At 55.6% G+C, this 13,557-nt stretch carries 12 protein-coding genes and 1 pseudogene; 8 read left to right on the top strand and 5 right to left on the bottom strand.

The window, feature by feature from the left end:
* Window positions 1-69: 69 nt before the first annotated feature.
* From ACFE8Q_RS11100 to ACFE8Q_RS11080, 5 genes and pseudogenes are all read left to right on the top strand, one after another.
* Window positions 70-396, top strand: coding sequence for a hypothetical protein (locus ACFE8Q_RS11100; protein ID WP_375445460.1), 327 nt, complete (start codon window positions 70-72; stop codon window positions 394-396).
* Window positions 397-444: 48 nt separating this feature from the next.
* The gene (gene treZ / locus ACFE8Q_RS11095; protein WP_375445459.1) at window positions 445-2,481 is read left to right on the top strand and encodes a malto-oligosyltrehalose trehalohydrolase; all 2,037 of its coding nucleotides are present in this window, start codon (window positions 445-447) and stop codon (window positions 2,479-2,481) included.
* Window positions 2,482-2,535: 54 nt separating this feature from the next.
* Complete coding sequence (locus ACFE8Q_RS11090) at window positions 2,536-3,249, top strand: DUF421 domain-containing protein (protein WP_375445458.1); 714 nt, start codon at window positions 2,536-2,538, stop codon at window positions 3,247-3,249.
* A 4-nt stretch (window positions 3,250-3,253) separates the two neighbouring features.
* Window positions 3,254-3,943, top strand: coding sequence for a DUF421 domain-containing protein (locus ACFE8Q_RS11085; RefSeq protein ID WP_375445457.1), 690 nt, complete (start codon window positions 3,254-3,256; stop codon window positions 3,941-3,943).
* A 39-nt stretch (window positions 3,944-3,982) separates the two neighbouring features.
* A pseudogene (locus ACFE8Q_RS11080) lies at window positions 3,983-4,120 on the top strand (succinate dehydrogenase/fumarate reductase iron-sulfur subunit); the annotation flags it as partial.
* Window positions 4,121-4,268: 148 nt separating this feature from the next.
* Here ACFE8Q_RS11080 and ACFE8Q_RS11075 read toward each other — a convergent pair.
* Window positions 4,269-5,063, bottom strand: a complete 795-nt coding sequence (locus ACFE8Q_RS11075; RefSeq protein ID WP_375445456.1) for a hypothetical protein — start codon at window positions 5,061-5,063, stop codon at window positions 4,269-4,271.
* A 261-nt stretch (window positions 5,064-5,324) separates the two neighbouring features.
* Between ACFE8Q_RS11075 and ACFE8Q_RS11070 the strand changes: the two genes are divergently transcribed.
* The 3 genes from ACFE8Q_RS11070 (at window position 5,325) to ACFE8Q_RS11060 (ending at window position 7,324) form a co-directional block, all read left to right on the top strand.
* The gene (locus tag ACFE8Q_RS11070; RefSeq protein WP_375445455.1) at window positions 5,325-5,741 is read left to right on the top strand and encodes a hypothetical protein; all 417 of its coding nucleotides are present in this window, start codon (window positions 5,325-5,327) and stop codon (window positions 5,739-5,741) included.
* Window positions 5,742-5,752: 11 nt separating this feature from the next.
* Window positions 5,753-6,616, top strand: coding sequence for a manganese catalase family protein (locus ACFE8Q_RS11065; RefSeq protein ID WP_375445454.1), 864 nt, complete (start codon window positions 5,753-5,755; stop codon window positions 6,614-6,616).
* A 222-nt stretch (window positions 6,617-6,838) separates the two neighbouring features.
* The gene (locus tag ACFE8Q_RS11060; RefSeq protein ID WP_375445453.1) at window positions 6,839-7,324 is read left to right on the top strand and encodes a response regulator; all 486 of its coding nucleotides are present in this window, start codon (window positions 6,839-6,841) and stop codon (window positions 7,322-7,324) included.
* A gap of 93 nt (window positions 7,325-7,417) precedes the next feature.
* On the opposite strand, the gene acs is transcribed toward ACFE8Q_RS11060, so the two are convergent.
* From acs to ACFE8Q_RS11040, 4 genes are all read right to left on the bottom strand, one after another.
* The gene (gene acs / locus ACFE8Q_RS11055; protein ID WP_375445452.1) at window positions 7,418-9,328 is read right to left on the bottom strand and encodes an acetate--CoA ligase; all 1,911 of its coding nucleotides are present in this window, start codon (window positions 9,326-9,328) and stop codon (window positions 7,418-7,420) included.
* A gap of 161 nt (window positions 9,329-9,489) precedes the next feature.
* Entirely contained in the window at window positions 9,490-11,403 is a 1,914-nt protein-coding gene (locus tag ACFE8Q_RS11050; protein WP_375445451.1) for a propionyl-CoA synthetase, read from the bottom strand.
* A gap of 5 nt (window positions 11,404-11,408) precedes the next feature.
* Window positions 11,409-11,630, bottom strand: a complete 222-nt coding sequence (locus ACFE8Q_RS11045; RefSeq protein WP_375445450.1) for a DUF6814 family protein — start codon at window positions 11,628-11,630, stop codon at window positions 11,409-11,411.
* Between the two features lie 39 nt (window positions 11,631-11,669).
* Window positions 11,670-13,253: an MFS transporter gene (locus ACFE8Q_RS11040; RefSeq protein ID WP_375445449.1), complete on the bottom strand. Its 1,584-nt coding sequence runs from the start codon at window positions 13,251-13,253 to the stop codon at window positions 11,670-11,672.
* Between the last annotated feature and the right edge of the window lie 304 nt (window positions 13,254-13,557).

Raw genomic sequence — 13,557 nt, 5'->3', positions numbered from 1 at the left:
CCGGATAGGCAACTGGTCGGTACTCAGAGCACACCAGCCCACCAACCTGGCCCTTTGGGGTGGAATCGAATGCACCGTCAACCGGGTGGGCGATACGTACAGGACCGGGTAGTCTGGCTGCTTGAACAGACGCTGAAGAAAGGGGCACCAACAGCAACCTTACCACTACGGCCACTGGTGAAGGGAATCACAAAGCGGCCCAATCTTGACAAACGGCCGGGTAGCTCGCTACTCGCTGGTTACCCGGCTCTTTTACCCATTGCTATGGTCACTGACCAGTCACCCAATGACATCTGCCAGCGCGAAGACGACATGGCCCTCTTCATGGACCAGTTTCTAACCGATCAACCGCTCGACATCCTGGCGCATCTACAGGCAACGTACCCAACACCTTAAACAAAGCTTCTGGAAGGATTCCCTTCTAACAAAGCTTATCCAATACGCATGAATCAGTTAATGGAACCAACCACAACGTCATTTACCCCGCCCCACAATACGGACCTGCCCAATCTGCATCCGTTTACCGTTCAGCACCGGTCATTAGGGGTCACGTTTCCTGCCGACGGCCAGGCCGAGGTACTGGTTTGGGCTCCCCTTGCCAGCCAACTGGCCATTTGTGTACATGGATTATCGGATCCTATTCCACTGGCGAAAAAAGCCTATGGCTACTGGCACCTCATAACCGACCAGATCAGCCCCGGCGACCGCTATACCTTTCGCATCAACAACGACAGCCAGCAACCAGACCTGGACGAGGCTGGGCTGGATGGCCCCAATCCCGCCGACAGAACCCTTGACCGGCCCGACCCCGCTTCTCTGTCTCAGCCCGATGGGGTGCACGGGCCCTCGCAGGTCGTTGATACCGCCGCCTTCTACTGGGAAGACAATCAGTGGGTTAACCCGCCTCTGGCCGAGTATGTCCTGTACGAAATTCATACGGGCTCCTACACGACCGAAGGCACGTTTGCTGCGCTCGAAAGCAAGCTCGACTACCTGAAAGAACTTGGTGTAACGGCCATTGAAATCATGCCGGTAGCCCAGTTTTCGGGCGAACGCAACTGGGGTTACGATGGCGTATATAGCTATGCGGTACATCAGGCCTATGGCGGCGCAAAGGCGTTGCAACACCTGGTAAACGCCTGCCATTACCGGGGCCTGGCCGTCGTGCTGGATGTGGTGTATAACCACTTTGGCCCTGAAGGCAACTACCTGACCGATTACGCGCCCTACCTGACCAGCCTGTATAGCACCCCCTGGGGCAAAGCCGTCAACTTCGACGATACCTGGTGCGATGGCGTTCGACGGTATGTGATCGAAAACGCGCTCATGTGGTTCCGCGATTTCCATATCGACGCGCTTCGGCTCGATGCGGTGCACGCGATCAAAGACTTCAGTCCGGTTCATATCCTGCGCGAACTCCGGCAGCAGGTGGATGCGCTCGTGGCACAGACGGGGCGGCAACATTACCTGATCGTAGAAAGCGACCTGAACGACCCCCGCGTGATTAGCCCCATTACCGACCACGGTTACGGCATGGATGCCCAGTGGGTCGACGAATTCCACCATGCCCTGCGGGTTAGCGGGGGCGAAGCACGAACCGGCTATTATGCTGATTTTGACCAGATTTACCACCTGGCAAAGTCATACATCGACGCCTATGCTTATGACGGGCAGTTCTCCAGCGTGCGGCAGAAACGCTTTGGTCGAAAGCTGGATAACCATCCGGGACATCAGTTCATTGTGTTTTCGCAGAACCACGACCAGGTTGGGAACCGCAAAGGCGGCGAGCGGTCGAGTCAGCTTTTCAGCTACAACATGCTGAAGCTGATGGCCGGGGCGGTGATCGTCAGTCCGTTTATTCCGCTGCTGTTTATGGGTGAGGAGTGGGGCGAGACCAATCCGTTCTTCTACTTCGTGCACCACTCCGACCCGGAACTAATCAAATCGGTACGGGAGGGGCGCCGCGAAGAGTTCGCCGCCTTTTACGCGGGTACTACCATGCCCGACCCACAGCGCAGTGCGACGTTCAGGAAGACGAAATTACAATGGGACTTACCCTTGAGGGAGCCGCATCAGACGTTGCTTCGGTACTACCAGCACCTGCTTGCCCTGCGGAAACAGTTGCCAGCCCTGCATCAGCTCAGTCGGCAGCACCTGGCCGTACATCCCGATACGGATAAGCGGACGCTTATCCTGCATCGATGGGCCAACGATCAGCACGTTCTCTGCCTGATGAACTTTGCCAGTACGCCTCAGCAAGTTACGCTGCCGGTCGACGGGGAATGGCAAAAACTAATCGACTCGGGCGATGCTGACTGGCAGGGTTCAACCACAACGGCAGTCAGTTTGGCCCCACACTCGGTGACAACGCCCTGTCCGGTTGAGCTTCAGCCCGAGTCGATCGTGGTGTATGCGCAGGGTCATGAGAAATTTCATCCCATGATACCGCCCGCGATCTCAGCCCATCATTTTCAACGCTAAGGGGCGGACACGCTGACGATCGTGTGAGCAAGCCGCCCACCAACTCAACGCATTATGAAGCCACAAGAAATTCACCTGCTCGACTGGCAACGCATTCTGTTCGGGAACGCCCCCGGCGAATTCATGCTCGAAACGTTTCTGCGCTCGATCGTTATCTACCTCGTCCTGACTGTGATTGCCCGTTTATTGGGCAAACGGATGAACGGACAGATCACTCAGACAGAAACAGCGGTAATGCTTACCCTGGGGGCCATTGTTGCACCTGCCATGCAACTACCCGACAAAGGCCTGATGCTGAGCACGTTGGCGTTAACCTGCATCTTGATTTTCCAGCGAGGTATCGCCTTCTGGGGCTTTAAGAACAGTCGGGTAGAACAGATAACGCAGGGTAGAGAAAGTGCCCTGGTGAAAGATGGCGTGCTGCAACTCGATGAAATGAGCCGCTGCCGGGTCTCTAAAAACCAGGTCACGGCCGTTTTACGGGCGGAAAATATCTACAACCTCAAAAAAGTAGAACGCCTTTATATCGAAGCGTGCGGTCTGTTTAGCGTGTATACGTCCGAAAAAACCGGACCTGGCTTATCAACGCTGCCATATGGCTATAAAGACATCCAGTCGGCCAACCTTCACGGCATTCTGGAATCGGCCGAGAACGGAATAATGGCCTGCCAGCATTGTGGCAACACCGTGTCGGCAGCCCAAGCGACGGCTGAATGCGATGTGTGCCATAGCGACGAATGGGTAAAAGCCGTCTGCCAACCCCAATGACCTGATGAATCCAGAAGAAATTAAACTAGGTGACTTGCAGCGAATACTGCTTGGCAACGTACCTGGCGCCTTCTACCTCGAAGTGATTTTTCGGGTGGCGGTGTTGTATCTGCTCCTGATTGTCTCGATGCGGATAATGGGTAAGCGAATGGCCTCGCAACTGAATCGCAGCGAGATGATTGCTATGGCTTCACTCGCGGCGGCGATTGGTATTCCAATCCTGGCGCCCGACCGGGGGGTGCTGCCCGCGCTCATCTCTGCGGCGGTTATCGTTGCCAGCGAGCGGCTTATTTCGCGCCGGGCCGTTACGAGTGACTCATTCGAAGGGCTGGTAGAGGGCAAAATGACTATTCTGGTTCAGGATGGCGTCATGCGGCTAGCCGATATGCAGCTAACGACCGTTACGCGGGAGCGGGTCATGGCTCAACTCCGCTCAGGAGGCATTTATCAGTTGGGTGCCGTGAAGTTTTTACTGATGGAGGCAGACGGAAAGTTTACGCTGATTGAGAATCCAGCCCCTAAACCCGGTCTCTCGGTGCTTCCTCAATGGGATAAAGACTATACCAGCAAGCGCGAAAAAGTAGCGGATGTGGCAGCCTGTAAAAACTGCGGCCACACCGAGCCCACCCCGATTGACAATTCCATCGCCTGCCCCAGTTGTGCCGATCAGAACTGGGTACCGGCGGTAAACTGACAACCGTCAAAAATCGACTGATTTATACATGGCAACCTTCTCAATGCCGAAGGATTTGGAGCGTGTTTGTTCACAAGCGCCTGCGTGGTAGAATGCCCCGCTTCGGTGTCGCTGGAAAAAATTACCCGCTTAAACCGGGAATATCTGGGTGCCAAATTGACTTCTGAGAATCTGTGATTGGTGCTTAAGGGATTGGGTTATTAAGGAATTAGGGGATTGAGGCATTGGTTAACTGGGACTAAGGCAACTAACTGTGAGGTAGCTGACTAATCCCTAATTACCTAATCCCTTAATCCCCCATTTACCTAATCACCAATCCCCCATTCTACGCTTCTTCGTTGAATAAGCGGCCAATAACGGTGTTGGCCATTGCCATGGCTCCTTCACGGGCCGTTTTTTCGCTTCCGGTCATGGGCGCGGTCACGCTCAGGATATGGTTGAGGTGCAGTACGTGCAGCGTCCGTTTGGCGGGCTCCCAGATCGCCTTGTCTCCCACCCCATTGATGGCTATCCCCGTTGCCGTATTCTGTGCTGGCGCAACCAGCCTGGCTGCCGCGTCTGTTTTACCCGGCGTGGGTTGATTCGTTGAGTCATTTTTAGCCGATGGATCAATGCCTCCGGCTGGCGACGATCCCTCAGCGGGCCGTTCAGCAGCGGTTCCTTCCGGTTTCGGCCCGTGATACGACCCTTGTTTTACGCCGGTCCGTTCACTTATGGAATCAAGAATGGCTACCTGACCAGGCTGGTACAATCGGTCAAAGGCGTACTCTGATTTAAAGGTAGACTCGTAGGGTGAGCCCTCCTCGAAGTATAAGCCTACCTTCTGGCCGTCCCAGCGTACTTCACATCCGTTGGTGAGGTCGTATTTTTCAAGCTTGACGTCTTCACCCAGTTTGAATAAAGACTGCACATACTCGACCGGCAGGTAGTTGCACCGCAGGTCATAATTATAGTCTGTGCTTAATAGCCATGTACCCGACACCCGTCGGGCCAGATCGGCATCGCCCGTACCGGCCGCATCGTTGGCATCGTCTTCATTTCGTGCATTGTCGCCCTGAAAACAGGCCGTCATGCAACACAAGAGCCCTACAAGCAGGAACGTGAGTGGTATTCGTTTCATAATCGTTGACGTTTTATCGTCTATTTTCAACGAAGTTTCGCCCGGTTTGAGCAGCTTATAATAAGGTAATGGCTCACCTGACCTTATTATAAGCTGCTCAAAAAGGGGACTAAGCCAACAGTCATTTCCGGCCAGCAGCAGCCCCAAACTGGTCTGTCTGACCATTCCCTTACTCGTTCATTTTTCTTGAAGCGCTGACGGTATTTGGCGGTTTCATCGGTGAGTATCCATTATCAGGTGCTCATAAACGAAACACAACGTATGAAAACCACAGTCATCACAATGGCCATGCTCCTTGTCGTAGCCATCGGGGCACAAGCCCAATCATCAACATCTGGCGGAGGAAGTTCGTCGTCGCAAGGCACAACTGGATCGAGCAATCGGCAGTCAGGAACGTCGTCGGGAAGTGGTTCCCGGCAGAGTGGCACCTCAGGTACGTCCGGCCAGAGCAACGGGTCGACGGTCGGCTCCGGGTCAACGGGGTCCTCGTCTGGGGCAGGCAGCACAGTAGGTAGCTCATCCGGTAGCAGCCAGTCGGGCGGCAGTACATCCGGACAGGGTAAAATGAGCCGGGGCAACAAATCGGGCGGAAAAAGCAAAGCCCGCTCTGGTAGTGGAAGTGGTAGCGGTTCGAGTAGTAGCGGTTCGAGTGGCAGCGGGTCAAATGGTAACCAGTAAACCCTGACCTCATGTTCTATCACGATAAAAAACTCCAGTACAAAGTTCGGGTCGATAAGCCAGATCCACAGTTTGCCCGTGCGCTGCAACAGGCTATTGGTGGCGTTGAAGGCGAAATCCGGGTTTGTCTGCAGTACCTGTTTCAGGCGTGGAACTCGCGTGGACCAGTTCGTTATCGCGACATGTTGATGGATACGGGTACTGAAGAAATCGCCCATATCGAGATGCTCGCTACAGCCGTAGCACTCAATCTGGAGGGGGCCTCGAGCAGCGTCATCGACACCATCGTTGGCAACGACCCGATCATGGAAAAGATCGTTGGTGGCGGTGATCCACGGCACTTCCTGTCGGGCGGGCTGGGAGCCATGGCGGCCGATGCCAATGGCGTACCCTTCAATGGCTCGTGGGTGGTTAGCTCCGGCAACATTGCCGCCGACATGTTTGCCAACGTAATGGCCGAGGCCACTGGCCGGGTGCTGGCAACGCGCCTCTACGAATTGACCGACGATGCCGGTATGAAGGATATGCTGTCGTTCCTGATTGCCCGCGACACCATGCACCAGCAGCAGTGGCTGGCCGTGCTGGAAGAGTTGGGCCATGGCGACATTCGGGGCGTGCTTCCCATCCCGAACAGCTTCCCGCAAAGCCAAGAAAATCAGGCGTTCAACTACGCCTTCGTCAATACCAACATCGACCCGGTTGAACCATCCGTTGGCCACAACCGGCGCTGGACGCACGGCACGTCGCTCGATGGGCGAGGCCAATTCCACGAGGTGAAAGCACAACCACAGGGTGACGAGCCTATGCTGGCACCACCTATTCCGCAGGGGCACGCCCAGACGGAACAGATTGAACAGGCTGGGCAGAAGAACTAGCACCGACCGTCTGACGTACCTGACCCATCAGCTCAGTTCTCAAACTGACTGGTGGGTCTTTTCTTTCTGGCGATGTTCTGTAACGTACCTGGCGGTGACCGGCCAGTAAAGTGTATTCCTGCGAGAGGGTATTTTGTGCCTTATATGAGGTAACTGCCTCCTTTTTCCTACTTTATATATAGGTTTTATATTTATTAAAGACAATCCGTATTGATCTGATACATGAGTACCCCAACCCAACGAGACTGGCCAGGTCGAAGGAGAAATGTAGAAACGCGGCTGCTGGTTATTGAAGACAATCCAGACCACGGCCTGCTCATTCAAAACGCGATTCTACAGAGCATGCCAACGGTCACGTCGATCGTTGTTGCGACAGAAGCAGCAGCCGTGGCCTACCTGGAAGAGTGCCTGGTAGACGTTTGGAAAGTGCCAAAGATGATTTTGCTGGACCTGTACTTGCCTGACCGCGAAACAGGCTGGCGCGTACTGGATCAGATCCGGGCCTTCTCAGGAACGCTGGGCAAGTTACCCGTTGTGTTGCTGAGCTATTCAACCTGCCGGGCCGATATAACCGAGGCCTATGACCGTGGCTGCTCGTCGTATCTTTCTAAGCCAGAGGCCGTTGCCGACTGGGTAACGTACCTGGATGCCATACGTACCTACTGGATGGAAACCGTTACACTACCCGACAAACATAGGGACCAGTAAGTTGGCGACCGACCCACATCGCCTGATGGAGAGGCCATCCCACAAAAAAAGGGCAACCACCTGGCTCCCCTTTTCCCCGAACAATTCAAAAAACTACACCGCTCCTGCTTTAATCTCCTCCACAACGGCGGGATCGAGCAGGGTGGTGATGTCGCCAAGGTTAGCGGTATCACCCTCGGCAATTTTGCGCAGAATCCGGCGCATGATTTTGCCTGAACGCGTCTTGGGCAGGCCCGTCACGAACTGGATTTTATCCGGCTTCGCAATGGGGCCGATAACGCGGCTTACCGTGGCCAGAATGTCGCGCTTTGTCAGGTCGGCATCATGCGCTTCGGGAAACTGATCGGCGATAACGTAGGCGTAGATACCCTGCCCTTTGATATCGTGCGGATACCCAACAACGGCACTTTCCACCACACCCGTGTGCATGTTGATGGCATTCTCGACCTCGGCCGTGCCAATGCGGTGGCCCGATACATTCAGCACATCATCGACCCGGCCAGTGATGCGGTAGTACCCCTCTTCGTCGCGCAAACAGCCGTCGCCGGTGAAATACAGGCCCGGGTACGTGGCAAAGTACGTTTGCCGACACCGCTCATGATCACCATACGTGGTACGTAGAATACCCGGCCACGGAAACCTGATGCAGAGGTTACCGCTAACGCCGTTCCCCTCGATCTCTTTCCCGTTCTCATCAACCAGGATGGGTTGTACTCCGGGCAGCGGCAGCGTCGCGTACGACGGCTTGGTTTTGGTGATGCCCGCAATGGGCGAGATCAGGATGCCACCCGTTTCGGTCTGCCACCACGTATCCACAATCGGGCAGCGGTTTTTCCCGATATTATCGTCGTACCAATGCCAGGCTTCTTCGTTGATCGGCTCACCAACCGACCCCAGCACGCTCAGGCTGCTCAGATCCTTATTTTTTACCGGGTCGAGGCCGAATCCCATCAGCGACCGAATGGCCGTGGGGGCCGTATACAGGATGTTGACATCGTATTTATCGACCACATCCCACATTCGGCCCGCGTCGGGCCAGGTGGGTACGCCTTCAAACAGCAGGGTTGTGGCCCCACAGGCAAGCGGGCCGTACACGATATAGCTATGGCCGGTAATCCAGCCAATATCGGCCGTACAGAAATGGACCGGTGCCCGCTCGCCCAGCGGAGCCTCATACTGAAATACGTTCTGGAAGGTATAGGCTGCATACACCATGTAACCCCCACAGGTATGCACTACGCCTTTGGGTTTACCGGTACTGCCCGACGTGTACAGAATGAACAGCATGTCTTCGGCGTCCATTTCTTCGGCGGGACAATCAGACGTCACCTGCTTCAGTTCCTGCTCCATCCACACGTCGCGGCCTTTCAGCATGGCTACCGGTGTGCGGGTACGGGTCATCACAATGACGCGCTCAACGGTTGGGCAACCGATCAGGGCGTCATCGACGGTGCCTTTCAGCGAAATCTCTTTATTACCCCGATACGAACCGTCGGCCGTAATGATCAGTTTACACTGCGCGTCATTGATCCGGTCGGCAATACTCTGGGCCGAAAAACCACCGAAAACAACCGAGTGAATCGCGCCAATCCGGGCGCAGGCCAGCACGGCAATGGCCAGTTCGGGCACCATCGGCATGTAGATACACACCCGGTCGCCTTTCACCACACCGTTCCTTTTCAGCACGTTAGCCATCCGGCATACCTGCTCGTGCAACATCCTATACGTCAGCGTTACGCCAGTTTCGGCCGGGTCATTGGGTTCCCAGATCAGGGCAGGCTGATCGCCGCGCGTGGCTAAATGCCGGTCGAGGCAGTTTTCGGTAATATTCATCTTACCGCCCACGAACCACTTGATGCTGGGTTCGTTGAAATTCCACTGAAGAGTTTTGGTCCACGGCTTGCGCCACTGAAACTCCTGGGCGATTTCGGCCCAAAAAGATTCTGGATCGTCGACGCTTTTCTGGTAAGCGGCCTGGTATTGATCGAAGGTTTGGATACGCATGGGTACTGGATGATTAACGGCTTTAAAAGTACGAGCATCGCCCGACTTTACTTTTCATCTATCCTATCAAACTTGCGTATTATACCTGTCTACTGGTTGATTTTTATCGTAAACACCACCATCTGCCCATCGGCAGCAGCCAGAAGCAACCACCCGCTGGGTCAATCCTCAAACGCCACGCCAATCCGGTATTGACGCAACACCGTCTTGATTTCGTCGATAATGGCCGGGTCGTCGATAGTCGCTGGCATCGAAAACGGCTCGCCGTCGGCCACTTGCCGGATGGTTTTTCGCAGAATTTTTCCGGAGCGCGTTTTGGGCAATCGCTTTACAATAACCGCGTTGCGAAAGCTCGCCACGGCTCCAATATTGTCGCGAATCAGGGCAACAAGTTCCTGTTCCATCTGGTCGCTGGCGATGGTTTGTCCGTCTTTCAGCACAACCAGGCCAATGGGTCGCTGCCCGCGCAGCGGACAGGCAATGCCCACCACCGCACATTCGGCAACGGCCGGATGATCCCCCACGATCTCTTCCATTTCGCCCGTCGACAGTCGATGCCCCGCCACGTTGATCACATCATCGACGCGCCCCATGATAAACACGTACCCGTCTTCATCAACGTACCCACCGTCGCCCGTGAGGTAGTAACCGGAAAACCGGCTCAGGTATGATTCTTTAAAGCGGGGCGTATCGTTCCACAGTGTGGGCAAACAGCCGGGCGGCAAGGGTAGCTTCAGGCAAACATACCCTTCCTGATTCGGGCCGAGTTGCTGCCCGTCTTCATCGAGAATCTGCAAGTCATACCCACAAACTGGCTTCGTTGCCGAGCCCGGCTTCACCGGCATCGGCTCAATACCGAGTTGATTGGCAACCATCGGCCAGCCCGATTCAGTCTGCCACCAATGGTCGACTACCGGCACATTCAGGGTCTTCTGCAACCACCCAAGCGTAGGCGGGTCGCAGCGTTCACCCGCCACAAACAGGGCCTGCAATGACAATAAATCGTACGGCTTCCGTAACCGGGCGTCGGGGTCTTCTTTACGAATGGCCCTGAATGCTGTTGGTGCGGTAAAAAAAGTGCGGACACTGTGCTGGGCAATTACCCGCCAGAACGTACCTGCATCGGGCGTGCGCACTGGCTTGCCTTCAAACAGAATGGTAGTGCAGCCATAGAGCAATGGCGCGTAGACGATGTAGCTATGACCCACCGCCCAACCCAGGTCAGAGGCGGCCCAAAACACGTCGCCCGGTTTCACGTTATAAATCGCCTCCATGCTGTAGGCCAATGCAACGGCATGCCCGCCATTATCGCGTATAATGCCTTTCGGCTTACCGGTGGTGCCCGACGTGTAGAGTACATAGAGTGGGTCGGTCGCCAGCACGGCTACAGGGTCAACCGGCGCAGCCTGCTCAAGCAACCTCATCCAGTCGTGGTCGCGGGGCAGTTGCAGGTCGGCCTGGAACTGGGGCCGTTGCAGTAGTACGCAATGCGCTGGCTGGTGACTGGCCAGTCGAAGGGCGGCGTCAAGCAGGGGCTTGTAGGGCACCACGTTGGCGAACTCGATGCCGCAACTGGCCGACAGCACTACCTGCGGGCGAATATCGTCGATGCGGACGGCCAGCTCGGGCGGGGCAAACCCGCCAAACACCACCGAATGTATGGCTCCCAGCCGGGCGCAGGCCAGCATGGCGAAAACCGCTTCGGGCACCATCGGCATGTAAATCACCACGGTACTCCCTTTCGACACGCCCAGCCCGCGCAACATACCCGCCAGCCGGGCTACTTCATCGCGCAGTTTCAGGTACGTATAGGTACGTACCTGCCCCGTTACGGGCGAGTCGTAAATCAGGGCGGGCTGATCGGCGCGTCCATTCTCGACCTGGTAATCAAGGGCGGCGTAACAGGTGTTCAGCTCACCATCAGCATACCAGCGGGTCAGACCGTCGGCGTCGGTGGAACGAATTTGCTCCGGGAAGCGAAACCACGGAATCCGGGCGGCCTGCTCGCGCCAGAACCCGACCGGGTCAGCGAGGCTGCGCCGGTATTGCTGCGTGTAGGAGTCGGCGAAATGCATACCGGCTACTCTTCATCGTATTCGCCCTGAAGCGCATACAGGCCAAAGCGAACCAACCCGCCCACAATGATGGGCAGCAGCACAAACAGGATGATGATGCCAAAAACCAGGTCATCCGATTTGCCGGATGCCAGTTTGGGCAGACCAAAATACATGACACCAAAGTAGGCGCAGAGGGCCGCTAAAGCCAGCCAGACAACACCCAGATAACGCCGTAATGCGTCCATATAAATTCGATTTAAGCAGTGAAGCGTTGTTGTGTACAATTAATCGGCGACCCGGCGTGAACTGCTGATATACACCAGCCCGATGGCCAGACTAACCCCGGCAATGACGATGGGATACCAGAGCCCTTCCAGGTAAGGCGCCGCGAAGGGCAGTGCCGCACCCGCTTTTTCAGCCGCGGCGTTGGCCGCGTTGGCACCCGTAGCCAGGTACGTTGCCACGGCAGGCAGCAGACCACCAAACACCCCGTTGCCAATATGATACGGGAGCGACATGGACGTGTAGCGAATTTTGGTCGGGAACATCTCAACCAGGAAAGCGGCAATTGGGCCGTACACCATCGTAACGAAGATGACCTGAACAAACACCAGCCAGATCAACGCCCACCGGTCGGTATCGTTGATCGTCACCGTTTTCTTCACTTCCGGCTTGGCGGGTTCGGTGCTCGACGCGGCCGACAGTTTCGTTTTGGTAACCTCCGTTAGCTGGGTTCCATCGGTATACGCCTTCTTCACCGTTACGGTTCTGATCTGCCCACCCGCCACTTTGGGATCGGCCACCATCGTTTGTTCGCGGGTTGTGCGGCCAGCCACTTCCTGTTTAGCCGCCAAATTCGTGGTCTGGTACATCCGTTCGTAGATGGGCCGGTACGAAAGAATGGCAACGAGCATGCCCGCCATCATGATGCCTTTGCGGCCAATCCGGTCCGACAGCCACCCGAAAACAACGAAAAACGGCGTACCCATCAGCAACGCAATCGCCATCAGTTCATCCGATTGCAGGGCGTCGACATTGCAGACCGTTTTAATGAAGCTCATGGCGTAGAACTGGCCCGTATACCAGACTACTCCCTGCCCCATCGTAGCCCCGAACAGGGCCAGTAGCACAAACTTGAAGTTGTATTTGTTACCGAAACTTTCTTTCAGCGGGTTGGTCGATCCTTTGCCTTCGGCTTTCACTTTGGCAAAAAGCGGCGACTCGTCCATGTTTTTACGAATCACGTACGAGATGAACACCATCAGAATGGACGCCCAGAATGGCACGCGCCAGCCCCACAGATCAAATTCTTCCTTCGACAGCGATTTGCGCGTGATCAGGATGACCAGCAGCGACACAAACAGCCCGACCGTAGCCGTGGTCTGAATCCACGACGTCCAGAACCCGCGCTTGTCGGCGGGCGAGTGCTCGGCCACGTAGGTAGCTGCGCCGCCATACTCGCCGCCCAGCGCCAGCCCCTGCAACAACCTCAGGATCAGCACCAGCAGGGGTGCCCAGAATCCAATGGTTTCATAAGCCGGAATCAGGCCAATCAAAAACGTAGCACCGCCCATCAGCATCAGGGTGACCATGAACGTGTATTTACGCCCAATCAGATCGCCCAGCCGACCAAAAAATAACGCCCCAAATGGGCGAACGACAAACCCGGCGGCAAAGGTGGCCAGTGTCGACAGGAAAGCAGCGGTGGGATTTCCCTCCGGAAAAAATTTGGTCGACAGCACAACCGCCAGCGAGCCAAAGATGTAAAAGTCATACCACTCAATGAGCGTCCCAACCGACGACGCGCCAATTACGCTGATCAGCGACTTGGTGGTTGACGATGAGGTAGACGATTTTTCAGATATCATAACAGACTAAAAGGGTGAGAAATAGGCCAGATCAGGTTGTCGGTCAGCGTTGGAGCGGAGGCCCGTTCGCTGATGTACCGAAGACGGGCACGGTGTATTCATACTCAGCCCTGATTTTGAATTCTCGGAGCAGAAACCGGGCACCGCGGCCATGCTTCAGGTTTTACCTCAACATATGAGCGTATAATTCGCGCAGAAATGGCTTTAACAGATGGGTTATAATCGGGTTCGCCCTTGTTGCCCTTGCCGTTTGCCTGTATTTTAGGGGTTCTCAATGCGTGTATGCTACGTACCTATTTATCTA

Source organism: uncultured Fibrella sp. (genome assembly GCF_964250085.1).
GTDB lineage: Bacteria > Bacteroidota > Bacteroidia > Cytophagales > Spirosomataceae > Fibrella.
Note: the sequence above shows the minus strand (reverse complement) of the source record. Positions and strands in the feature narration are given on the sequence as shown.

Excerpts from the sequence above, each read along its gene's own strand:
- ACFE8Q_RS11100 (WP_375445460.1), top strand. The coding sequence starts at position 70 with ATGCACCGTCAACCGGGTGGGCGATACGTACAGGACCGGGTAGTCTGG.
- treZ (WP_375445459.1), top strand. The coding sequence starts at position 445 with ATGAATCAGTTAATGGAACCAACCACAACGTCATTTACCCCGCCCCAC.
- ACFE8Q_RS11090 (WP_375445458.1), top strand. The coding sequence starts at position 2,536 with ATGAAGCCACAAGAAATTCACCTGCTCGACTGGCAACGCATTCTGTTC.
- ACFE8Q_RS11085 (WP_375445457.1), top strand. The coding sequence starts at position 3,254 with ATGAATCCAGAAGAAATTAAACTAGGTGACTTGCAGCGAATACTGCTT.
- ACFE8Q_RS11075 (WP_375445456.1), bottom strand. The coding sequence starts at position 5,063 with ATGAAACGAATACCACTCACGTTCCTGCTTGTAGGGCTCTTGTGTTGC.
- ACFE8Q_RS11070 (WP_375445455.1), top strand. The coding sequence starts at position 5,325 with ATGAAAACCACAGTCATCACAATGGCCATGCTCCTTGTCGTAGCCATC.
- ACFE8Q_RS11065 (WP_375445454.1), top strand. The coding sequence starts at position 5,753 with ATGTTCTATCACGATAAAAAACTCCAGTACAAAGTTCGGGTCGATAAG.
- ACFE8Q_RS11060 (WP_375445453.1), top strand. The coding sequence starts at position 6,839 with ATGAGTACCCCAACCCAACGAGACTGGCCAGGTCGAAGGAGAAATGTA.
- acs (WP_375445452.1), bottom strand. The coding sequence starts at position 9,328 with ATGCGTATCCAAACCTTCGATCAATACCAGGCCGCTTACCAGAAAAGC.
- ACFE8Q_RS11050 (WP_375445451.1), bottom strand. The coding sequence starts at position 11,403 with ATGCATTTCGCCGACTCCTACACGCAGCAATACCGGCGCAGCCTCGCT.
- ACFE8Q_RS11045 (WP_375445450.1), bottom strand. The coding sequence starts at position 11,630 with ATGGACGCATTACGGCGTTATCTGGGTGTTGTCTGGCTGGCTTTAGCG.
- ACFE8Q_RS11040 (WP_375445449.1), bottom strand. The coding sequence starts at position 13,253 with ATGATATCTGAAAAATCGTCTACCTCATCGTCAACCACCAAGTCGCTG.